Raw genomic sequence first — 18,466 nt, 5'->3', positions numbered from 1 at the left:
GTCATCGTCAAGATCAAATTCCGAAACCCCTATCTGCATCTGCAGGTAGGGGTTTTGTTTTGTCCGCAGGAAAGTACTCTCCGGTGACAGCGAATGACCGGAAGATTTCCATCCTCCGAATCATCACCCTGAAATCAAGGCAGCGCCTGGCTGTCCGCGCTCAAGAACTCCCGCCTCACCATTGGCCACGAGCCAGCGAATCATTTCGGCCACCGAGACCGTATGGCTGCGCTCTATCCAGCGCACCAGCGCCGGGCCATAGTGTTCGGTGTATCGGCTGAGTACCAGTTGGCGACAGTCCGCTGACAGACGCAGGGTAATTTCCCGACAGTGCAGATTGACCGGGTCGTCCCGGGTCACCCGTTGCTGCAGAACCAGGCTGTTGCTTTCAGAAACCATCAACCGGTGCTCCTGTGCATTGAGAGGTGGTGTTCTCAGGCGAACCTTGTTTGCCATCGGCCACATAAGCAGCACGATGCTCGGCGACCACATTGCGCAGTGCGCTGTAATAGTCCGGCAGTTTTTGCAGGCTGTCGGTCAGCGGTAAGGCTTCTGCCCGACCATCGACAATGCCACCGACAGTGTTGATGGTGGACAGCATGTCTACGGTATCGCTATTGCTGCCGAACGGATCGATCACAAAACCGAGCACGCGCCCGGCGGCGTCGCGGCTGTTGGAGGTGCCGAGCAATGGCAGCTCGACGATCGGACCGTTGCCGATGCCCCACACGCCGAAGGTCTGGCCGAAGTCCGCGTCGTGGCGCGGGATACCGGCCATGCCGGAGACGTCGATCAAGCCCACCACCCCAACCGTTGTGTTGAGCACGAAACGCCCCAGGGTATTGACCGAGCGCATCGGGTTGCCTTGCAGCAGGTCATTGATAAAGACCTTGGGCTCGCCAAAGTTCGCCACAAAGTTATGCACACCGATCTGGAAGAAGTCCGGCATATAGCGATAGCCGCGAGCGACCGGCGCCAGGGCATAATCATCGACCACCCGGTTGAACGCGAAGACCCCGCGATTGAGCGGCTCCACCGGGTCATACACCGAATAGGTGATGTCGGCGCAGGCCACGTTGGTGGTGGTGGACGGCGGCTGGCTACTGCACCCCGTCAGCCCTACAGCCAACACGGCAATTGAGGTGTTACGGGCCAGCCAGGGAGCACATTTGTAAGGCAACATGGACACAAGTCTCAAGAGGAATTCGCCGTGATGCTGAACTCCTAGCCTTGCGCAAAGATGTCTGGTTTATTGCGGCGATGACGGTTTATTGCAGTGTTGAAATATATGACGCGTGGCCGTGAATGGTTTTAGATGGCGGTCCCATTCGGCCCTTAAGTGACCTTCGGTGAACAGCCTTTTAATTGTGGACGATGACCTTGAAGTCCTCGATCTCCTGAAAAAATTCTTCATGCAGCATGGCTACAGCGTCGAGGTCGCGACTGACGGCGTGTCGCTGTGGACAGCCATCGAGCGACAGGCGCCAGACCTGATCATTCTTGACGTGATGTTGCCGGGAGACAACGGCCTGATCCTGTGTCAGCAACTGCGGATTCGACACGCAATTCCAGTAATCATGTTGACCGCCATGGGCGAACTCAGTGATCGGGTGGTCGGCCTGGAACTGGGCGCCGATGATTATCTGACCAAACCCTTCGACGCCCGTGAACTGCTGGCCCGGGTGCGCGCTGTGCTGCGTCGCGTGGCCGAGCGCCGTCCGGTGTTGCAGGAACGGCCTCGTCCGCTGATCGACTTCGCCGGCTGGCACCTGGACGTCACCCGCCGTGAGTTGCGCTCGCCAGACAACGTGATGATCCCGCTGTCGGCCGGTGAGTTCGACTTGCTGCTGGTCTTCGTCGAACACCCGCAGCGCATTCTAACCCGCGAGCAGTTGCTGGATCTGGCACGCGGGCAATGCCATGAGGCGTTCGATCGCAGCATCGACGTTCAGGTCAGTCGCCTGCGACGCAAACTCGAGTCCGACACCAAGCGGCCGGCGATGATTCGCACCGTGCGCAACGGTGGTTACCTGTTTACCCCCAGCGTGACGCGGCGATGAGTTGGCTGAAGCGGGCTCGCGTCCGAGACTGGCCGCAAGATACGGTGGCGCGCTGGATCGCGTTGACGATCATCCTGGCCATGCTCATTTCACTGGCGCTCAACGGATTGTTTATCCAACTGGCCGGCGTGTGGGCGCGCCCGCCGTTGACTGAAATCGGCCTGCTGGAAAAAGCCGCAGCCATCGCCCGCATCATCGAGGCCGCCCCGGCGCCATTGCGCAACCCATTGGCCCAAGCAGCCAACGAGAACGGCTTCACTGTCACTTGGCACCCTGACCGGCACGATCTCAACCTGCCGACAGTGGACGATCCGAAGTCTGACATCGGCTCGACCATCCTGCAGCCGATGCTCAGAGCCCCTGACCGGCGCATCGAAGCCTATGAACCGGCCGACTGGACGGAGCACACGGAAGACGCGCATTACGCGCTGCTGATCGAGCTATCGGATTCATCATGGCTGATGTTCTCCGCGCCCTCGCGCAGTTGGGGGCTCGACGAAGCGCCACGCTACCTGATCGTGATCCTGCTGGTGCTGATCTCCACCGCACTGGTCGCGCTGATCGCCACCCGGCGCCTCGCCACACCTTTGCAGCGCTTCGTCGAAGGCGCCCGCCGCTTCGGCGTGGACTTCCGCGCACCGCCGATCGAACCGCTTGGCCCCCACGAAATCCGCCAGGCCATTCTTGCGTTCAATGCCATGCAGGCGCAGTTGCAACACTTCATCCGCGATCGCACGCAAATGCTCGCCGCCATCTCCCACGACCTGCGCGCTCCCCTGACGCGGATGCGCTTGCGTGGCGAATTCATCGAAGACGCCGAGCAACAGCAACGGCTGTTTCGTGACGTGGATGAAATGCAGGCGATGATTAACTCGGCGCTGGAGTTCTTTCGTGATGATGCGCGGCTTGAACCGGCGACCCAGTTTGATCTGGCGGAACTGCTACACACGTTGCTTGATGATTATCGAGATCAGGGAATCGACATTACGTTCAGCGGTCCGCTGCGGTGGGTGTATTTCGGGCGTCCGTTGGGACTCAAACGGGTGATGACTAACTTGCTCGACAACGCTATCAAGTACGGTAGTGAGCCGGGGATTGAGCTGATCCCGAGCCCTGGCCAGGTGCGGATTAAAGTACTGGATCGTGGGCCGGGCATTCCAGATGCCTGCCTTGAGCAAGTGTTTGTGCCGTTCTTCCGGATGGAAGGCTCGCGGAACAAAAGCACTGGGGGTGTTGGTTTGGGATTATCGGCGGCGCGGGCGATTGTGCTGGAGCACGGAGGCGAGCTGACACTGCGTAATCGGTCGATCGGCGGGTTGGAGGCGTTGGTGGTGTTGCCAGTGCATCCAGCAGCGTGAAGTAGTGGAACGCCCCTTGGCCTGTCTTCACAGACCAAGGGCACTCCCAGGGAATCGCGTAAACCTAAGCCTCCCAGCCCGCCCCACTGACCGCAGCCTGCGCCAGTGGGTGCAAGTCTGCCCCCTGATGCGCTGTCTGCCAGGCCAGCAACTCTTTGCGCATGCCGGGCGTCCAGTACATCTGCAGATGATTACGCACGCCGAGCACAGCCTGTTGCTGGTCCGGTTCGCTGGCGAAGTACTGGGCGATCTGGTTGGCCATTTTGATCAGGTTGTCAGTGCTCATCGGCGCACCTCGGCTTTTGTTCCGGTGGTGCGCGCTTGGCGGCGTTCGTCGAGCAGACGTTGTTGCTCGTCGCTGAATGCCTGATAGCGTTTTTGCCACTCGGAAGGGTGATAGACGCGGCTGACTTCCACGGCGGTGACCTTGTACTCCGGACAGTTGGTGGCCCAGTCGGAGTTGTCGGTGGTGATGACGTTCGCCCCCGATTCTGGGAAGTGGAAGGTGGTGTACACCACGCCCGGTGCAACCCGTTCGGTGATCCGCGCACGCAGTACGGTTTGTCCGGCGCGGCTGCCGATGCCGACCCAATCATCTTCGTTGATGCCACGGCTCTCGGCGTCGGTCGGGTGGATTTCCAGGCGGTCTTCTTGGTGCCAGGCGACGTTGTCGGTACGTCGGGTCTGGGCGCCGACGTTGTACTGGCTGAGGATGCGTCCGGTGGTTAGCAGCAGCGGATAACGACTGTTGACCTTTTCCTCGGTGGGCACATAACCGGTGAGCATGAAGCGGCCCTTGCCGCGCACGAACTCCTCGATGTGCATGGTCGGCGTGCCGTCCGGTGCCGCGGCGTTGCACGGCCATTGCAGGCTGCCGTGGCGATCCAGCTCGGTGTAGCTGACGTTGGTGAAGGTCGGCGTCAGGCTGGCGATTTCATCCATGATTTCTGATGGGTGCTGGTAACTCATCGGGTAACCCAGCGCATTGGCCAGGGCCACTGTGCCTTCCCAGTCGGCCTTGCCACCCAGCGGTTCCATGACCTTGCGCACCCGGGAGATGCGCCGTTCGGCGTTGGTGAAGGTGCCGTCCTTTTCCAGGAACGAGGCGCCCGGTAGGAACACGTGGGCGAACTTCGCGGTTTCGTTGAGGAAAATGTCCTGCACCACCACGCATTCCATCGCCGACAGCGCCGCGGTGACGTGTTGGGTATTGGGGTCACTCTGAGCGATGTCCTCGCCCTGGCAATACAGGCCCTTGAAGCTACCGGCCAACGCAGACTCGAACATGTTGGGAATGCGCAGGCCCGGGTCGGGTTGCAGGGTGACGTTCCACGCCTGTTCGAACTGCGTCCGTACCACCTCGTTGGAGATGTGCCGGTAGCCGGGCAGTTCATGGGGGAAGGAGCCCATGTCGCAGGAACCCTGAACATTGTTCTGCCCACGCAGCGGGTTCACGCCCACGCCTTCGCGGCCGATGTTGCCGGTGGCCATGGCCAGGTTGGCGATGCCCATGACCGCGGTGCTGCCTTGGCTGTGCTCGGTGACACCCAGTCCATAGTAAATCGCCGCATTGCCGCCGGTGGCATACAGACGGGCGGCGGCACGGATGTCGGCAGCGGCGACGCCGCAGATGGGGCCAAGGATCTCCGGCGAGTTTTCCGCGCGGCTGACAAACTCGCTCCAGCGGGCGAAATCACTGCCCTCGCAACGGGCGTCGACAAAGGCCTGGTCGAGCAAGACTTCGGTGACGATGACGTGGGCCAGGGCGTTGAGCATGGCGACGTTAGTGCCCGGGCGCAGGGCCAGGTGCAGTTCGGCGCGGGCATGCACCGAGTCCACCAGATCAATGCGTCGTGGATCGATGACGATCAGCCGTGCGCCTTCACGCAAGCGGCGTTTGAGCTGGGAGGCGAACACCGGGTGGGCGTCGCTGGGGTTGGCGCCCATCACCAGAATCACGTCAGCCTGCATCACCGAGTCGAAACTCTGAGTGCCGGCGGACTCGCCCAGGGTTTGTTTCAGGCCATAGCCGGTCGGCGAGTGGCAGACCCGCGCACAGGTGTCGACGTTGTTGTTGCCGAAGGCGGCGCGCACCAGTTTTTGCACCAGGTAGGTTTCTTCGTTGGTGCAGCGGCTGGAGGTGATGCCACCAATGGAGTCGCGGCCGTATTTTTGCTGCAGCCGGCGGAATTCGCTGGCGGCGTAGGTCACCGCTTCATCCCAGCTGACTTCCTGCCAAGGGTCATTGATGTGCTTGCGGATCATCGGCTTGGTGATGCGATCCGGGTGGGTGGCGTAGCCCCAGGCAAAGCGTCCTTTGACGCAGGAGTGGCCGTGGTTGGCCTGGCCATTTTTGTCTGGAACCATTCGCACCAGTTGGTCGCCTTTCATCTCGGCGCGGAACGAGCAACCCACGCCGCAATAGGCACACGTCGTAATCACACTGCGTTCGGGCTGACCCAGTTCGACCACGCTTTTTTCCATCAGGGTCGCGGTGGGGCAGGCTTGCACACAGGCGCCGCAGGACACGCATTCCGAGTCTAGGAAGTTATCGCCACCGGCGGCAGCGACCCGGGATTCGAAACCGCGCCCGGTAATGGTCAGGGCAAAGGTGCCTTGGGTTTCTTCGCAGGCGCGCACGCAGCGGTTGCAGACGATGCACTTGCTCGGGTCGTAATCGAAGTAGGGGTTGGAGGTGTCCTTCTGGTCCGCCAGATGATTTTCACCTTCATAGCCGTAACGCACTTCCCGCAGGCCAACCTGGCCGGCGACGGTTTGCAGCTCGCAGTTGCCGTTGGCCGAGCAGGTCAGGCAGTCCAGCGGGTGATCGGAGATGTACAGCTCCATGACGTTGCGGCGCAGGGTGGCGAGCTTCGGCGTCTGGGTGTGCACGCTCATGCCTTCGCTGACCGGCGTGGTGCAGGACGCGGGGTAGCCGCGCATGCCATCGATCTCCACCAGGCACATGCGGCAGGAGCCGAAGGCTTCCAGGCTGTCGGTGGCGCACAGTTTCGGAATGGTGGTGCCCAACAGCGCGGCGGCGCGCATCACCGAGGTGCCTTCGGGCACGCTGATGCTGCGACCGTCGATGTTCACGGTGACCTGCACCTGACTTTCGCGGGCCGGGGTTCCCAAATCGATATCTGTATTCGGGTCGAAGAGAGTAATCATTGGTCGGCCTCCGAGGACTGCAGACCGAAGTCGGCGGGGAAGTACTTGAGGGCGCTGACCACCGGATAGGAGGTCATGCCGCCCAACGCGCACAGCGAACCGTATTGCAGGGTGTCGCACAGATCCTTGAGGATGATCACCTGCTCATCACGACTGCTCTGGTCAGGCGCGGCCAGCAGGCGGTCGATCACCTCCATGCCCCGGGTCGAGCCGATGCGGCATGGGGTGCATTTGCCACAGGATTCCTCGGCGCAGAACTGCATTGCGAAGCGCGCCATATGGGCCATGTCCAGGGTGTCGTCAGCCACCACCACACCGCCGTGACCGAGCATGGCGCCGATGGCGGCGAAGGCTTCGTAATCCAGCGGCGTGTCGAATTGCGACGGCGGAACCCAAGCGCCGAGGGGGCCGCCGACTTGCGCAGCTTTCAGCGGTCGGCCACTCGCGGTGCCACCGCCATAGTCTTCCACCAGTTCCCGCAGGGTCAGGCCAAAGGCCCGTTCCACCAGACCGCCGCGACGAATATTGCCCGCCAGCTGGAAGGGCATAGTGCCCAGGGAGCGGCCCATGCCGTAATCGCGATAGAACTGCGCGCCCTTGGCCAGAATCAGCGGCACCGAGGCCAGGGTCAGCACGTTGTGCACCAGCGTCGGCAGCCCGAACAGCCCCTGTAAAGCGGGGATCGGCGGCTTGGCGCGGACGATCCCGCGCTTGCCTTCGAGCGAGTCCAGCAGCGCGGTTTCCTCACCGCAGATGTAAGCGCCGGCACCGACTCGCACTTCCATATCGAAGGCCAGGCCACTGCCGCCGACATTGGCGCCGAGGTAACCGGCGGTCCGGGCGATGTCCAGCGCCGCGCGCAGGGTGGCCACTGCTTGTGGGTATTCCGAGCGCACGTAGATGTAGCCATAACTGGCCCCGACGGTGATACCGGCAATGGCCATGCCTTCGATCAACAGGAACGGGTCGCCTTCCATCAGCATGCGGTCAGCAAAGGTGCCGGAGTCGCCTTCGTCGGCGTTGCACACAATGTACTTCTGCGCAGCCTGGGTGGCGCGCACCGTGCGCCATTTGATCCCGGCCGGAAAGGCCGCGCCGCCGCGGCCACGCAACCCTGAATCGAACACAGCAGTCGCTGTCTGCTCACCGCCCAAGGCGATGGCCTGGGCCAAGCCCTCGAAGCCGCCGTGAGCCCGGTAATCCTCCAGAGACAGCGGCCGGGTAATACCGGCGCGGGCGAACAGCAGGCGTTGTTGAGTCTTCAGATAAGGCAACTCTTCCACCAGGCCCAAGGCCAAGGGATGGTCGGACGACTCGCCTTGCAGCGCATCGAGCACGGACGGCACATCGGCAGCCGTCAGCGGGCCGAAGCCGATACGGCCTTGTGGGCTGTCCACTTCCAGCAGCGGTTCCAGCCAGTACAGGCCGCGAGAACTGGTGCGTTGCAACTCCAGAGGCACAAAACGTCCCCGGGCATGGGTGATCAGGGCCACCGCAACCTCTTCGGCACCCACGGCACGGGCCAGCGAATCATGGGGCAGATAAAAAGCCGGCATCATGCATCCTCCCGGCAAGTATCGAGCAATGCATCCAGACGCTCGGCGCTAAGCCGCGCATGCACCTGACCATCCAGTTCCAGAGCAGGCGAACAGGCGCAGGCGCCGAGGCAATACACCGGGCGCAGACTGATGTTGCCGTCGGCGCTGCTGCCGTGGTCGTCCAGTTGCAGACGTTCGCGCAATTGCGCCGCGAGCTGCTCGGCGCCGCGACTCTGGCAGGACTCGGCCCGGCACAGACGCAGAATATGCCGGGCCGGAGGCGCAGTGCGGAAGTCATGGTAGAAGCTGATTACCCCGCGAACCTCGGCCTGACTCAGGTTGAGCGCGTGGGCAATCTCGGGGATGGCGGCACCGGGGATGTAACCGATGCCCTCCTGAATCTCATGAAGGATCGGCAACAGTGCGCCGGGGGAGCGTTTGTGGCGCTCCAGCAGACTGTTGACCATAGGCAGGTGCAACATCTCATCAGGCATACAGCATTCCTCACGATCACGGACAAACCAGGCGGTTGTCAGTTGTCCGAAAGTGTCGGCTGCGGCAGTCACACCACGTCACGGTATCGTGGCATTTTCAGGCCGTTGGCCAGGCACCCTGAGCGGGCATCTTGTTGGGCCCGGTGCGGTCTTTGCCGCACCTCTTCAAGGCATAACAGGCAGCTTGCCACGCTGCCTTTGATTCATCTGCACCAAAGCGACGTGTTCGATTCTGTCTACGACTACCTGTTAAGTCTAGAAGAGTGCAGGCCGAGGCGTCGTCCTTGGTCGCTATGCTTTTCGCTTCAGGGCTTATGCAAAACGGATTGCCGTTGGGGAAGGTGACGGTTGAGTTCACCGAGAGGGCTTGGATGGTGGAGATTTCGAAACTGATGTCTCAGCATCCGCTTTGAGCTGAGTAATTAAAAGCCCCGAAAACCTCGGGGCTAACAATGCCGGTCTGCTAAACGCAATCCCTGTAGGAGCGAAGCTTGCTCGCGAAAGCGCCAGCTCAGCCAACATTAATGCTGAATGTACTGCCCTCATCGCAAGCAGCTCACTCCTTTAGGCTTGATTCCATACCGACTGGCATCAGAACCACCATTTTCCGGCCGCTACCCTTCAGACTCTGCCGCCGCCCGCTCAGGTGTCGGTGCAGAAGTCCGATCCCGCGCAAGCACCTTCACCGCATCATCAACCACCGCCTTACTCATCGCCGTCAAATAATGCGCGGTCCAAGCGTGGCGGTCGGTGTCCCTGGCGTAAGCAGCATCTTCGGTCAGCTTCTTGGCGAGAAACAGAAAATCAGAAGCCATGGATAACGCATCGCCGAGGGGGACGCCACCAGTGACATGGAACAGGGCTTGATCCGCGCAGTAGATGGCAGGTGTGAGTCCGATAGTTTTCAGCTCTGATTGTTCGGTCATTTGCCACCTCCAATGACGGAGAGGCGGTGGGAGAGGGTGGACAGTGGGGCGTTACGCAACTGGGAGTCGCGTTGAGGGAAAAGCCAAATTTTGTACGGATTGATGCTGCGCATTATCAGACTCCTTGATATGAGGAGCTGCCACGTTCGTTACCACACGAATGGGTGACAGCTGTGCGCAGGGTGGTAAACCGGGAATCAAGGAAACCGGCACGCCCGAAGGCGTCCCACGCACAGCTGCCATAACTCACGCTTGCTGGCATAAAAAAAGCGCCGGCAATCGTGATGGGGGCGCTGTAGCGCCTTGAATAACTCGGGTTACCACACCCGGTCGCTGAATTGGCAGCGACGGAGGAAGGGTATCGTGCAGACACCTTGTCTGCAACCTTCAAAAATTTCACTCCTAGAATGTCAAAGTGAGGGCATATGGTCCGTTCAGTTTTATTCGTTCCGATTTCCCCCATCTTTATGGCTACTCAGATATAAGTTGGGGTTTGAGAAAACTATGTCTGAATTTTTCTGTGGATATGTTGAGCACTGCATCGTCATAGGTTAGCTGGTTCCATGCACCGGATTCAGTGAAGCCATTCCACCCATCACCCCAACGCCCGGCAGAAGACTGTCGATGCTATAGTTCGCGGCGTTTTTTACGCTTTGATTGCGCATGGAAGCACAAGGAGAATAGTTTATGGCCATCTACACCGCGGGTTACGAAGGGCTCACGATTGAAGCTTTCATCGCGCGTCTCAAGCAGGCCCAGATCGACAAGGTGCTTGATGTTCGGGAATATCCTCTTTCTCGGAAGAAGGGTTTTTCCAAAAAAGCTTTTGCCGAATACCTGGCCATTGCGGGTATTTCGTATGAGCACAGCCCTCCGCTGGGATGCCCAAAGCCAATACGTAATCGATACAAAGAAGATGGCGATTGGTGTGTGTACTCGCGCGACTTCCGGACTTACATCCGAACGCAGGACGCCGTGTTGGATAAGCTCGTGTCCAGCACGGCTGGACAGCGAATTTGCATGGTCTGCTACGAGGCGGACCCAAATTTCTGTCATCGGAGCCTTATTGCGGAAGCCGCTCAAGAGTTAGACGGTTCGCTAATAGCAAAACATCTTCCGGTCAAAATAGAGAAATTTGCTGATCTGTTTCACGCTGTAGCTTAGGCGGGTAGACTAGGCTAATGATCAGCCACTGCCCGGGGAAACGATGGATGGTCCCCATTAAAAGCATGAGGTCTTTGCTTGGTAGTTCTACTTCTAGCTTTTTTCGAAATGGGGCTTCCCAACCGTCTGCGCCATGCCGACGACGAACATTCCTGTAGAGCTGGCTGGCCTCCCAGTCCACAATTTTGTGGGTGTAAGATTTAAGTTCGCCATCTACTAAGCATTCGTAAGTGTAGTGAAAATCGAACGGCACTTTTTCCAGTCGTTTTATGCTCGCCCGTTCCTGTTGTTCGTCGAACAAACTAGGCTGGCGCTGCAGGTACTCAAGTTTTTCGATTTCCTGAGGTGTCCACTCTTCTGAAGCCGCTTTGCGAATGTGCAGCGTAGCTATGCGCTTAGGCCTGATCAGCCCTAGGGTGATATTGCTATCCACTCGCGCTTTCTCTAATTCGTCGAAGCTGTTGTAAATAGTCAGCTTATCCAAAAATGTACGCCGTTCTTTCCAATCTCCCGCGGGTAAAGTTTCGCCGACAGAAATGGTGTCTACACCAATTTTGTGGCTTTCAGGCCGTCGATCTGCAGGGCTTCTGTCGATAATGGCGTCGATCCATTGCCATTTCGCGAATTGTTGATCTCCAGTTACTAGACGGAATGGCACGGGGTAAAGGCGTATTAAATTGCCATATTCATCCATTCCTGCGACGCACGATGTTTCTGCATATTTGGCACTGGGAGAAGGGTATGTCTTGCAGAGTATAAGTATCCGAGCTTTCCGTCTCATTCTTACCAGATCCGTTTGGCTTTTTTCAACTCTACATAGGCATTTGTCCGATGGCCAGTTGTCCCTCAATACAGATCAATGCGCGGAAACAAACAGTATCAATATCGAGAAGCGGGAGCAGATTTATTATTGGGGGAGGTGGCGACCAGGGTCGGTCCGGCGATCGGGCGTACCCGCTTTTTAGGTCTCGGCCTTGATTCATTGAATGTCTTTCAAGTAATCCCTAAGCGCAATGAGCGGTGCATCAAGCTGCTCCATCGTCCGCGCATTACTGAGATCAGCGGATAACCGATGCAGTTCACACCCTAGCGGCGTTTCAACACCGCCGATAGCCTCCATCGCCAACTCCACACAATGCGCCACCCTAAACTGAATCCCCTCAACATCCCCCCGACGCACCAGCAACCCAAACACCTCCCGCTCATAATCACTCATGATCGGATCATCTCGCAGAATCGGACTTTCACCTTCCGTCTCATAAGCCAGCTTGAAGGCGAAAAGGGCAACGGTTTCCAGTGGCAATTCCATTGTGTGAATCCTTGATTCGTTAGCGAGCGGTTTTGGGCTGTCGCACCGAAGGAGCAAGATCAAAAGACTGCAGCCTTCGGCAGCTCCCACGGAGGCAGCGGGGCAAGCTCACTTTCCTACAGACGAAAAAAAAGGCCTTGCAAAGCAAGACCTTTCTTAATTTTGGTGCCCCGAGGGAGACTCGAACTCCCACTCCTTTCGAAAACGGATTTTGAATCCGCCGCGTCTACCAATTCCGCCATCAGGGCTCAATGGCGGCGAAGTATAGAGATGAGATAACCGTCGGTCAATCAGGTACATGGAGAATTTTTGATATTTCCGCTAGACTTCCCGGCCCTGCTAGACGAACCCCATCATGCGCGTTGCTGACTTTACCTTTGAGCTCCCTGATTCGCTGATTGCTCGCCATCCTTTGGCTGAGCGTCGCGGTAGTCGCCTGTTGACCCTGGACGGGGTCAGCGGCGCCCTGGCGCACCGTCAATTCACTGATTTGCTTGAGCATTTGCGCCCGGGCGATTTGATGGTGTTCAACAATACCCGGGTGATTCCGGCGCGGCTGTTTGGCCAGAAGGCTTCCGGCGGCAAGCTGAAAATTCTGGTGGAGCGGGTGCTCGACAGTCATCGCGTGCTGGCGCATGTGCGTTCCAGCAAGTCGCCGAAGCCGGGGTCGAAGATCCTGATCGACGGTGGTGGTGAAGCCGAGATGTTGGCGCGTCACGATGCGTTGTTCGAACTGGGGTTTGCCGAAGAGGTGTTGCCGCTGCTCGACCGCGTCGGGCACATGCCGCTGCCTCCTTATATAGACCGACCGGATGAAGGCTCGGACCGCGAGCGTTATCAGACGGTGTACGCCGAGCGCCTGGGCGCGGTGGCGGCGCCGACGGCGGGGCTGCATTTCGATCAGCCGCTGATGGAGGCGATTGCCGCCAAGGGCATCGAGACTGCGTTTGTGACCTTGCACGTCGGCGCTGGCACCTTCCAGCCGGTGCGCGTCGAGAAGATCGAAGATCACCACATGCACAGTGAGTGGCTGGAAGTCGGTCAGGACGTGGTCGATGCCGTCGAAGCCTGCCGCGCTCGCGGTGGTCGCGTGGTGGCCGTGGGGACTACCAGCGTGCGTTCTCTGGAAAGTGCCGCGCGCGATGGCGTGCTCAAGCCGTTCAGTGGCGATACCGACATTTTCATCTACCCGGGCCGGCCGTTCCATGTGGTCGATGCCCTGGTCACCAACTTTCATTTGCCTGAATCCACGTTGTTGATGCTGGTTTCGGCGTTCGCCGGTTATCCCGAGACCATGGCCGCCTATAAAGCCGCCGTCGACAACGAATACCGCTTTTTCAGCTACGGTGATGCGATGTTTATCACCCGTAACCCCGCACCACGTGGCCCCGAGGAAACAGAATGAGTCGCCAAAGTCGTATGTCGTTTGAGTTACTTGCTACTGACGGCAAGGCTCGTCGCGGTCGTTTGACCTTCCCGCGCGGTACCGTCGAGACCCCGGCTTTCATGCCGGTGGGCACGTACGGCACGGTCAAAGGCATGTTGCCGCGGGATATCACCGCCACTGGCGCGGAAATCATTCTGGGTAACACCTTCCACTTGTGGCTGCGTCCTGGCACCGAAGTGATCAAGAAGCACGGCGACCTGCACGATTTCATGCAGTGGAAGGGCCCGATTCTTACAGACTCCGGCGGTTTTCAGGTGTTCAGCCTGGGCGCGATGCGCAAGATCAAGGAGGAGGGCGTGACCTTCGCTTCTCCGGTCGACGGCGCCAAAGTGTTCATGGGCCCGGAAGAGTCGATGCAGGTCCAGCGCGATCTGGGCTCGGACATCGTGATGATTTTCGACGAATGCACCCCGTACCCGGCCGATGAAGACGTCGCTCGCGTCTCCATGGAGCTGTCGTTGCGCTGGGCCCAGCGTTCGAAAAATGCTCATGGCGATAACACGGCGGCGCTGTTCGGCATCGTTCAGGGCGGCATGCACCAGGATCTGCGCATGCGCTCCCTGGAAGGCCTCGACAAGATCGGCTTCGACGGCTTGGCCATCGGCGGTCTGTCGGTGGGCGAGCCCAAGCATGAGATGATCAAGGTGCTGGATTACCTGCCGGGCCAGATGCCGGCTGACAAACCTCGTTACCTTATGGGCGTTGGCAAACCGGAAGATCTGGTTGAGGGTGTGCGCCGCGGTGTGGACATGTTCGATTGCGTGATGCCAACCCGTAATGCCCGCAATGGGCATCTGTTCATTGATACAGGCGTGCTGAAGATCCGTAACGCGTTCCATCGCCATGATGATTCGCCGCTGGATCCAACCTGCGATTGCTACACCTGCCAGAACTTCTCCCGTGCTTATCTGCACCATCTGGACAAGTGCGGCGAAATGCTGGGTAGCATGTTGAATACCATCCACAATTTGCGCCATTACCAGGTGCTTATGGCTGGTTTGCGCGAGGCTATTCAACAGGGTACATTGGCCGCCTTTGTCGATGCCTTCTACGCCAAACGCGGGCTACCCGTTCCGCCTTTGGACTGAGTTTTCTGACCCCAAGATTCAACATTTGCAACTGGAGTGCTAAATGAGCTTTTTTATCTCTAATGCCATGGCTGACGCCGCTGCACCTGCTGCTGGCCCAATGGGCGGCGGCTTTGAGTGGATTTTCCTGGTCGGTTTCCTGGTCATCTTCTACCTGATGATCTGGCGTCCACAGGCCAAGCGCGCCAAAGAGCAGAAAACCCTGCTGGGCAGCCTGCAAAAAGGTGACGAAGTTGTGACCACCGGTGGTATCGCCGGCAAGATCACCAAAGTGTCCGACGACTTCGTGGTTCTGGAAGTTTCCGACACCGTCGAAATGAAATTCCAGAAAGGCGCCATCGCCGCCACGCTGCCAAAAGGCACGCTCAAAGCGATCTAAGTTTCAACTTCTACTCAATCGACGGGGCGCGCAAGGCGCCCCGCGTCATAAGCGGGCGGCGTGATGCTGAACAAATACCCTCTGTGGAAATACATTCTGATCCTGGCGGTGCTGGCGATCGGTCTGATTTATTCCGCTCCCAATCTATATCCTGATGACCCGGCCATTCAGGTCAGCGGTGCAAGCACTGCACTGCAGGTCACTCAGGCAGATCTGGATCGTGTGAGCACCGCGCTCAAGGAATCCGGAATCAACGTCAAGGCTGCCAGCCTGTCCGAGAGCGGCAAGGGCGGTCTGATCCGTTTGGTCAAGGCAGAAGATCAACTGCCGGCCAAGGACGTTGTGCGCAAGGCATTGGGTGATGACTACGTCGTTGCACTGAACCTGGCACAAACCACCCCGCAATGGCTGCGCAGCCTTGGCGCGCACCCGATGAAGCTGGGTCTGGACTTGTCCGGTGGTGTGCACTTCCTGCTGGAAGTGGACATGGACAAAGCCCTCGACGCACGCCTGAAAGTCTACGAAGGCGACGTCAAGAGCCTGTTGCGCAAAGAGCGTCTGCGCTATCGCAGCCTGCCGCAACTGGGCGGTGCCATTCAGCTGGGCTTCACTGATGAAGCAGCCCGTGAAGAGGCGCGTGCGCTGATTCGCAAGAACTTCAACGATTTCGACATTGTTCCGGCCGACCTCAATGGCCAACCGGTACTGCGTCTGGCGATGACCCCGGCCAAGCTGGCGGAAATCCGCGAATACTCCATCAAGCAAAACTTGACCACGGTCCGTAACCGCGTCAACGAGCTGGGTGTTGCCGAACCTATCGTCCAGCGCCAAGGCGCCAACCGCATCGTGGTTGAGCTGCCGGGCGTGCAAGACACCGCAGAAGCCAAGCGTATCCTCGGCAAGACGGCCAACCTGGAATTCCGTCTGGCGGCTGAGCCTGGCGCTTCGAAAGCCACTTCCGAATCGTTCGAGTTCCGTGAAGGCAATCGTCCTCCGGCGCTGATCGAGCGTGGTCTGATCATCACCGGTGACCAGGTGACTGACGCCAAGGCTGGCTTCGGCGAGCAAGGCACGCCAGAAGTGAACATCCGTCTGGATGGCCACGGTGGCGAGCTGATGAGTCGTGCGACTCGCAACAACGTCGGTCGCAGCATGGCGGTGATCTTCATCGAACAACGTCCTGTCACCACTTACGTCAAGCAAGTGGTCAACGGCGTCGAGAAAGACGTACCGGTTCAGACGTTTAAAGAAGAGAAGAAGATCATCAGCCTGGCGACCATCCAGTCGCCACTGGGTGCCCAGTTCCGCATCACTGGCCTGAACGGCCAGGGCGAATCGTCCGAGCTGGCGCTGCTGCTGCGTGCCGGTGGTCTGGCGGCACCGATGTACTTCGCTGAAGAACGTACCATCGGCCCAAGCCTGGGTGCTGACAACATCACCAAAGGTATCGATGCATCGCTGTGGGGCATGCTGTTTGTCTCGCTGTTCATCATGGCTATTTACCGCTTCTTCGGCCTCATCGCCACCGTCGCGCTGACGGTGAACATGGTGATGCTGCTGGCCTTGATGTCGCTGCTGGGTGCAACGCTGACCCTGCCGGGTATCGCCGGTATCGTATTGACCATGGGTATGGCGGTCGACGCCAACGTACTGATCTTCTCGCGGATACGTGAAGAGATCGCGGCTGGCATGAGCGTGCAGCGGGCAATCAACGAAGGCTTCGGCCGGGCATTCACCGCGATTCTCGACGCCAACCTGACAACCTTGTTGGTCGGCGGGATTCTCTTTGCCATGGGCACCGGCCCGGTCAAAGGCTTCGCAGTGACCATGTCCCTCGGGATCTTTACCTCGATGTTCACGGCCATCATGGTGACCCGCGCGATGGTCAACCTGATCTTCGGCGGTCGTGACTTCAAGAAGTTGTGGATTTAAGGGGCTGCCATGTTACGTACAATCAACTTCATGGGCGTTCGCAACATTGCGTTCGGCGTCACATTGTTCCTTACGGTTCTGGCTCTGTTCAGTGTCGCCACCAAGGGCATGAACTGGGGCCTGGACTTCACCGGCGGTACGCTCATCGAGCTGACCTACGAACGTCCGGCCGATGTCACCAAGGTGCGTGAGCAGCTGGTTACGTCGGGTTATCACGAGGCGATCGTACAGAGCTTCGGTGCAACTACCGATTTGCTGGTGCGTATGCCAGGTGAAGACCCGCAGTTGGGTCACCAGGTGGCTGAAGCGCTGCAAAAAGTCGGCGGCGACAACCCGGCCCAGATCAAGCGCGTCGAGTTCGTCGGCCCTCAGGTCGGTGAAGAGCTGCGCGACCAGGGCGGCCTCGGCATGCTGATGGCGCTGGGCGGCATTTTGATCTACCTGGCTTTCCGCTTTCAGTGGAAGTTTGCAGTCGGTGCGATCGTATCTTTGATCCACGACGTGATCGTGACCATCGGTATCCTGTCGTTCTTCCAGATCACCTTCGACCTGACGGTCCTGGCGGCGGTGCTGGCGATCATCGGTTACTCGCTCAACGACACCATCGTGGTATTCGACCGGGTTCGTGAGAACTTCCGGGTACTGCGCAAGGCTAGCCTGATCGAGAACATCAACATCTCGACCACGCAAACCCTGCTGCGGACCATGGCGACGTCGATCTCCACCTTGCTGGCGATCGCGGCCCTGTTGTTCTTCGGTGGCGACAACCTGTTCGGCTTCTCCATTGCCCTGTTCATCGGTGTTCTGGCGGGTACTTACTCGTCGATCTACATCGCGAACGTGGTGCTGATCTGGCTGAACCTGAGCAGCGAGGACCTGATTCCTGCCGCGGTGGCCGAGACGGAAGTCGACGACCGTCCATAACGGTCAGCGCTTTTCCAGCTGTAGCCCGAGAAGGCGCGAGTATTGAACTCGCGCCTTTTTTTATGCTCCAAGGCTGGGAGAAGCGCGGGTTTGTCCCGCCTGTGATGGTCAGGAGGTTCATGTGAACAAGTCGTTGCTGGTTGGTGCCGTATTGGGTGCTGTCGGTGTCACTGCCGGTGGTGCTGTTGCCACCTACAAACTGGTGAAAAGCGGCCCTGAGTATGCGCAAGTGCTGGCCGTTGAACCGGTCAAGACACAAATCAAGACTCCACGTGAAGTGTGCAAGGACGTTACGGTTACCCGGCAAGCGCCGGTAAAAGATCAACACCAGATCGCCGGTACGGTGGTCGGCGCGCTGGCGGGTGGCCTGTTGGGCAACCAGATCGGCGGCGGTACAGGCAAGAAAATCGCCACAGTGGCCGGTGCGGTCGGCGGCGGTTATGCGGGTAACAAGGTGCAGGAAGGCATGCAGGAGCGTGATACCTACACCACCACTCAAACTCGCTGTAACACCGTGAATGACATCAGCGACAAAGTTGTAGGCTACGACGTTCGTTATTCGCTGGATGGCAAGGAAGGCAAAGTGCGGATGGATCGCGATCCGGGCAATCAGATTCCGGTCGACAAGGAAGGCAAGTTGATCCTGGGGCAAAACGAACCGGCTCAACAATAAGCT

At 59.0% G+C, this 18,466-nt stretch carries 18 protein-coding genes and 1 tRNA gene; 9 read left to right on the top strand and 10 right to left on the bottom strand.

All coding sequences use genetic code 11. The features are described from left to right. Positions 1-123: 123 nt before the first annotated feature. Both NHU87_RS15385 and NHU87_RS15380 read right to left on the bottom strand, forming a co-directional pair. Positions 124-399 (bottom strand): hypothetical protein, encoded by a 276-nt coding sequence (locus NHU87_RS15385; RefSeq protein ID WP_253550086.1) that lies wholly within the window; start codon positions 397-399, stop codon positions 124-126. Further along, a complete protein-coding gene (locus NHU87_RS15380; protein WP_253550082.1) occupies positions 389-1,183 on the bottom strand; it encodes an MlaA family lipoprotein in 795 nt (264 codons plus the stop codon). The genes NHU87_RS15385 and NHU87_RS15380 overlap by 11 nt, the downstream gene beginning before the upstream one ends. Positions 1,184-1,349: 166 nt before the next feature. Here NHU87_RS15380 and NHU87_RS15375 point away from each other — a divergent pair, with 166 nt between their 5' ends. Together NHU87_RS15375 and NHU87_RS15370 are read left to right on the top strand one after the other, a co-directional pair. Then, the gene (locus NHU87_RS15375) at positions 1,350-2,060 is read left to right on the top strand and encodes a response regulator (protein ID WP_253550079.1); all 711 of its coding nucleotides are present in this window, start codon (positions 1,350-1,352) and stop codon (positions 2,058-2,060) included. Then, positions 2,057-3,418 (top strand): sensor histidine kinase, encoded by a 1,362-nt coding sequence (locus NHU87_RS15370; protein ID WP_253550076.1) that lies wholly within the window; start codon positions 2,057-2,059, stop codon positions 3,416-3,418. The genes NHU87_RS15375 and NHU87_RS15370 overlap by 4 nt, the downstream gene beginning before the upstream one ends. A gap of 64 nt (positions 3,419-3,482) precedes the next feature. Here NHU87_RS15370 and NHU87_RS15365 read toward each other — a convergent pair whose 3' ends face one another. From NHU87_RS15365 to NHU87_RS15345, 5 genes are all read right to left on the bottom strand, one after another. Beyond that, positions 3,483-3,704, bottom strand: a complete 222-nt coding sequence (locus NHU87_RS15365; protein ID WP_095054230.1) for a formate dehydrogenase subunit delta — start codon at positions 3,702-3,704, stop codon at positions 3,483-3,485. After that, on the bottom strand, positions 3,701-6,589 hold the full coding sequence (fdhF, locus tag NHU87_RS15360; protein WP_253550073.1) for a formate dehydrogenase subunit alpha: 2,889 nt from the start codon (positions 6,587-6,589) through the stop codon (positions 3,701-3,703). Before fdhF ends, NHU87_RS15365 begins: the two co-directional genes overlap by 4 nt. Further along, positions 6,586-8,148 carry a formate dehydrogenase beta subunit gene (locus tag NHU87_RS15355; RefSeq protein ID WP_253550071.1) on the bottom strand — a complete coding sequence of 521 codons (1,563 nt, stop codon included), beginning with the start codon at positions 8,146-8,148 and terminating at the stop codon, positions 6,586-6,588. The genes fdhF and NHU87_RS15355 overlap by 4 nt, the downstream gene beginning before the upstream one ends. Continuing rightward, positions 8,145-8,621: a formate dehydrogenase subunit gamma gene (locus NHU87_RS15350; protein WP_253550068.1), complete on the bottom strand. Its 477-nt coding sequence runs from the start codon at positions 8,619-8,621 to the stop codon at positions 8,145-8,147. Before NHU87_RS15350 ends, NHU87_RS15355 begins: the two co-directional genes overlap by 4 nt. A 614-nt stretch (positions 8,622-9,235) precedes the next feature. Then, positions 9,236-9,547, bottom strand: coding sequence for a DUF3077 domain-containing protein (locus NHU87_RS15345; RefSeq protein ID WP_253550065.1), 312 nt, complete (start codon positions 9,545-9,547; stop codon positions 9,236-9,238). 687 nt (positions 9,548-10,234) lie between these two features. On the opposite strand from NHU87_RS15345, the gene NHU87_RS15340 reads away from it, so the two are divergent. Next, complete coding sequence (locus tag NHU87_RS15340; protein ID WP_253550062.1) at positions 10,235-10,711, top strand: DUF488 domain-containing protein; 477 nt, start codon at positions 10,235-10,237, stop codon at positions 10,709-10,711. Here NHU87_RS15340 and NHU87_RS15335 read toward each other — a convergent pair. The 3 genes from NHU87_RS15335 to NHU87_RS15325 all read right to left on the bottom strand — a co-directional run bounded on the left by NHU87_RS15335 (position 10,668) and on the right by NHU87_RS15325 (position 12,268). Continuing rightward, positions 10,668-11,405 carry a hypothetical protein gene (locus tag NHU87_RS15335; protein ID WP_253550059.1) on the bottom strand — a complete coding sequence of 246 codons (738 nt, stop codon included), beginning with the start codon at positions 11,403-11,405 and terminating at the stop codon, positions 10,668-10,670. The genes NHU87_RS15340 and NHU87_RS15335 overlap by 44 nt on opposite strands. 285 nt (positions 11,406-11,690) lie before the next feature. Further along, positions 11,691-12,020 carry a hypothetical protein gene (locus NHU87_RS15330; RefSeq protein WP_253550056.1) on the bottom strand — a complete coding sequence of 110 codons (330 nt, stop codon included), beginning with the start codon at positions 12,018-12,020 and terminating at the stop codon, positions 11,691-11,693. A 163-nt stretch (positions 12,021-12,183) separates the two neighbouring features. Continuing rightward, positions 12,184-12,268, bottom strand: a tRNA-Leu gene (locus NHU87_RS15325). Positions 12,269-12,375: 107 nt separating this feature from the next. Between NHU87_RS15325 and queA the strand changes: the two genes are divergently transcribed. From queA to NHU87_RS15295, 6 genes are all read left to right on the top strand, one after another. Beyond that, complete coding sequence (queA, locus tag NHU87_RS15320) at positions 12,376-13,425, top strand: tRNA preQ1(34) S-adenosylmethionine ribosyltransferase-isomerase QueA (RefSeq protein WP_253550053.1); 1,050 nt, start codon at positions 12,376-12,378, stop codon at positions 13,423-13,425. Between the two features lie 14 nt (positions 13,426-13,439). Continuing rightward, positions 13,440-14,555 carry a tRNA guanosine(34) transglycosylase Tgt gene (tgt, locus tag NHU87_RS15315; protein WP_162130630.1) on the top strand — a complete coding sequence of 372 codons (1,116 nt, stop codon included), beginning with the start codon at positions 13,440-13,442 and terminating at the stop codon, positions 14,553-14,555. A gap of 43 nt (positions 14,556-14,598) precedes the next feature. After that, positions 14,599-14,934, top strand: coding sequence for a preprotein translocase subunit YajC (gene yajC / locus NHU87_RS15310; protein WP_007903559.1), 336 nt, complete (start codon positions 14,599-14,601; stop codon positions 14,932-14,934). A gap of 63 nt (positions 14,935-14,997) precedes the next feature. Then, positions 14,998-16,866, top strand: a complete 1,869-nt coding sequence (gene secD / locus NHU87_RS15305; RefSeq protein WP_253550051.1) for a protein translocase subunit SecD — start codon at positions 14,998-15,000, stop codon at positions 16,864-16,866. A 9-nt stretch (positions 16,867-16,875) separates the two neighbouring features. Next, positions 16,876-17,790 carry a protein translocase subunit SecF gene (gene secF, locus NHU87_RS15300; protein ID WP_253550048.1) on the top strand — a complete coding sequence of 305 codons (915 nt, stop codon included), beginning with the start codon at positions 16,876-16,878 and terminating at the stop codon, positions 17,788-17,790. 121 nt (positions 17,791-17,911) lie between these two features. Further along, complete coding sequence (locus NHU87_RS15295; RefSeq protein ID WP_008072859.1) at positions 17,912-18,463, top strand: glycine zipper 2TM domain-containing protein; 552 nt, start codon at positions 17,912-17,914, stop codon at positions 18,461-18,463. The last annotated feature ends 3 nt before the right edge of the window (positions 18,464-18,466 follow it).

It is taken from the genome of Pseudomonas mandelii, assembly GCF_024138395.1.
GTDB lineage: Bacteria > Pseudomonadota > Gammaproteobacteria > Pseudomonadales > Pseudomonadaceae > Aquipseudomonas > Aquipseudomonas mandelii_E.
The sequence above is the reverse complement of the archived record's forward strand: the minus strand, read 5'-3'. Positions and strand labels throughout refer to the sequence as shown.

Excerpts from the sequence above, each read along its gene's own strand:
- NHU87_RS15385 (WP_253550086.1), bottom strand. The coding sequence starts at position 399 with ATGGTTTCTGAAAGCAACAGCCTGGTTCTGCAGCAACGGGTGACCCGG.
- NHU87_RS15380 (WP_253550082.1), bottom strand. The coding sequence starts at position 1,183 with ATGTTGCCTTACAAATGTGCTCCCTGGCTGGCCCGTAACACCTCAATT.
- NHU87_RS15370 (WP_253550076.1), top strand. The coding sequence starts at position 2,057 with ATGAGTTGGCTGAAGCGGGCTCGCGTCCGAGACTGGCCGCAAGATACG.
- NHU87_RS15365 (WP_095054230.1), bottom strand. The coding sequence starts at position 3,704 with ATGAGCACTGACAACCTGATCAAAATGGCCAACCAGATCGCCCAGTAC.
- fdhF (WP_253550073.1), bottom strand. The coding sequence starts at position 6,589 with ATGATTACTCTCTTCGACCCGAATACAGATATCGATTTGGGAACCCCG.
- NHU87_RS15355 (WP_253550071.1), bottom strand. The coding sequence starts at position 8,148 with ATGATGCCGGCTTTTTATCTGCCCCATGATTCGCTGGCCCGTGCCGTG.
- NHU87_RS15350 (WP_253550068.1), bottom strand. The coding sequence starts at position 8,621 with ATGCCTGATGAGATGTTGCACCTGCCTATGGTCAACAGTCTGCTGGAG.
- NHU87_RS15345 (WP_253550065.1), bottom strand. The coding sequence starts at position 9,547 with ATGACCGAACAATCAGAGCTGAAAACTATCGGACTCACACCTGCCATC.
- NHU87_RS15340 (WP_253550062.1), top strand. The coding sequence starts at position 10,235 with ATGGCCATCTACACCGCGGGTTACGAAGGGCTCACGATTGAAGCTTTC.
- NHU87_RS15335 (WP_253550059.1), bottom strand. The coding sequence starts at position 11,405 with ATGGATGAATATGGCAATTTAATACGCCTTTACCCCGTGCCATTCCGT.
- NHU87_RS15330 (WP_253550056.1), bottom strand. The coding sequence starts at position 12,020 with ATGGAATTGCCACTGGAAACCGTTGCCCTTTTCGCCTTCAAGCTGGCT.
- queA (WP_253550053.1), top strand. The coding sequence starts at position 12,376 with ATGCGCGTTGCTGACTTTACCTTTGAGCTCCCTGATTCGCTGATTGCT.
- tgt (WP_162130630.1), top strand. The coding sequence starts at position 13,440 with ATGTCGTTTGAGTTACTTGCTACTGACGGCAAGGCTCGTCGCGGTCGT.
- yajC (WP_007903559.1), top strand. The coding sequence starts at position 14,599 with ATGAGCTTTTTTATCTCTAATGCCATGGCTGACGCCGCTGCACCTGCT.
- secD (WP_253550051.1), top strand. The coding sequence starts at position 14,998 with ATGCTGAACAAATACCCTCTGTGGAAATACATTCTGATCCTGGCGGTG.
- secF (WP_253550048.1), top strand. The coding sequence starts at position 16,876 with ATGTTACGTACAATCAACTTCATGGGCGTTCGCAACATTGCGTTCGGC.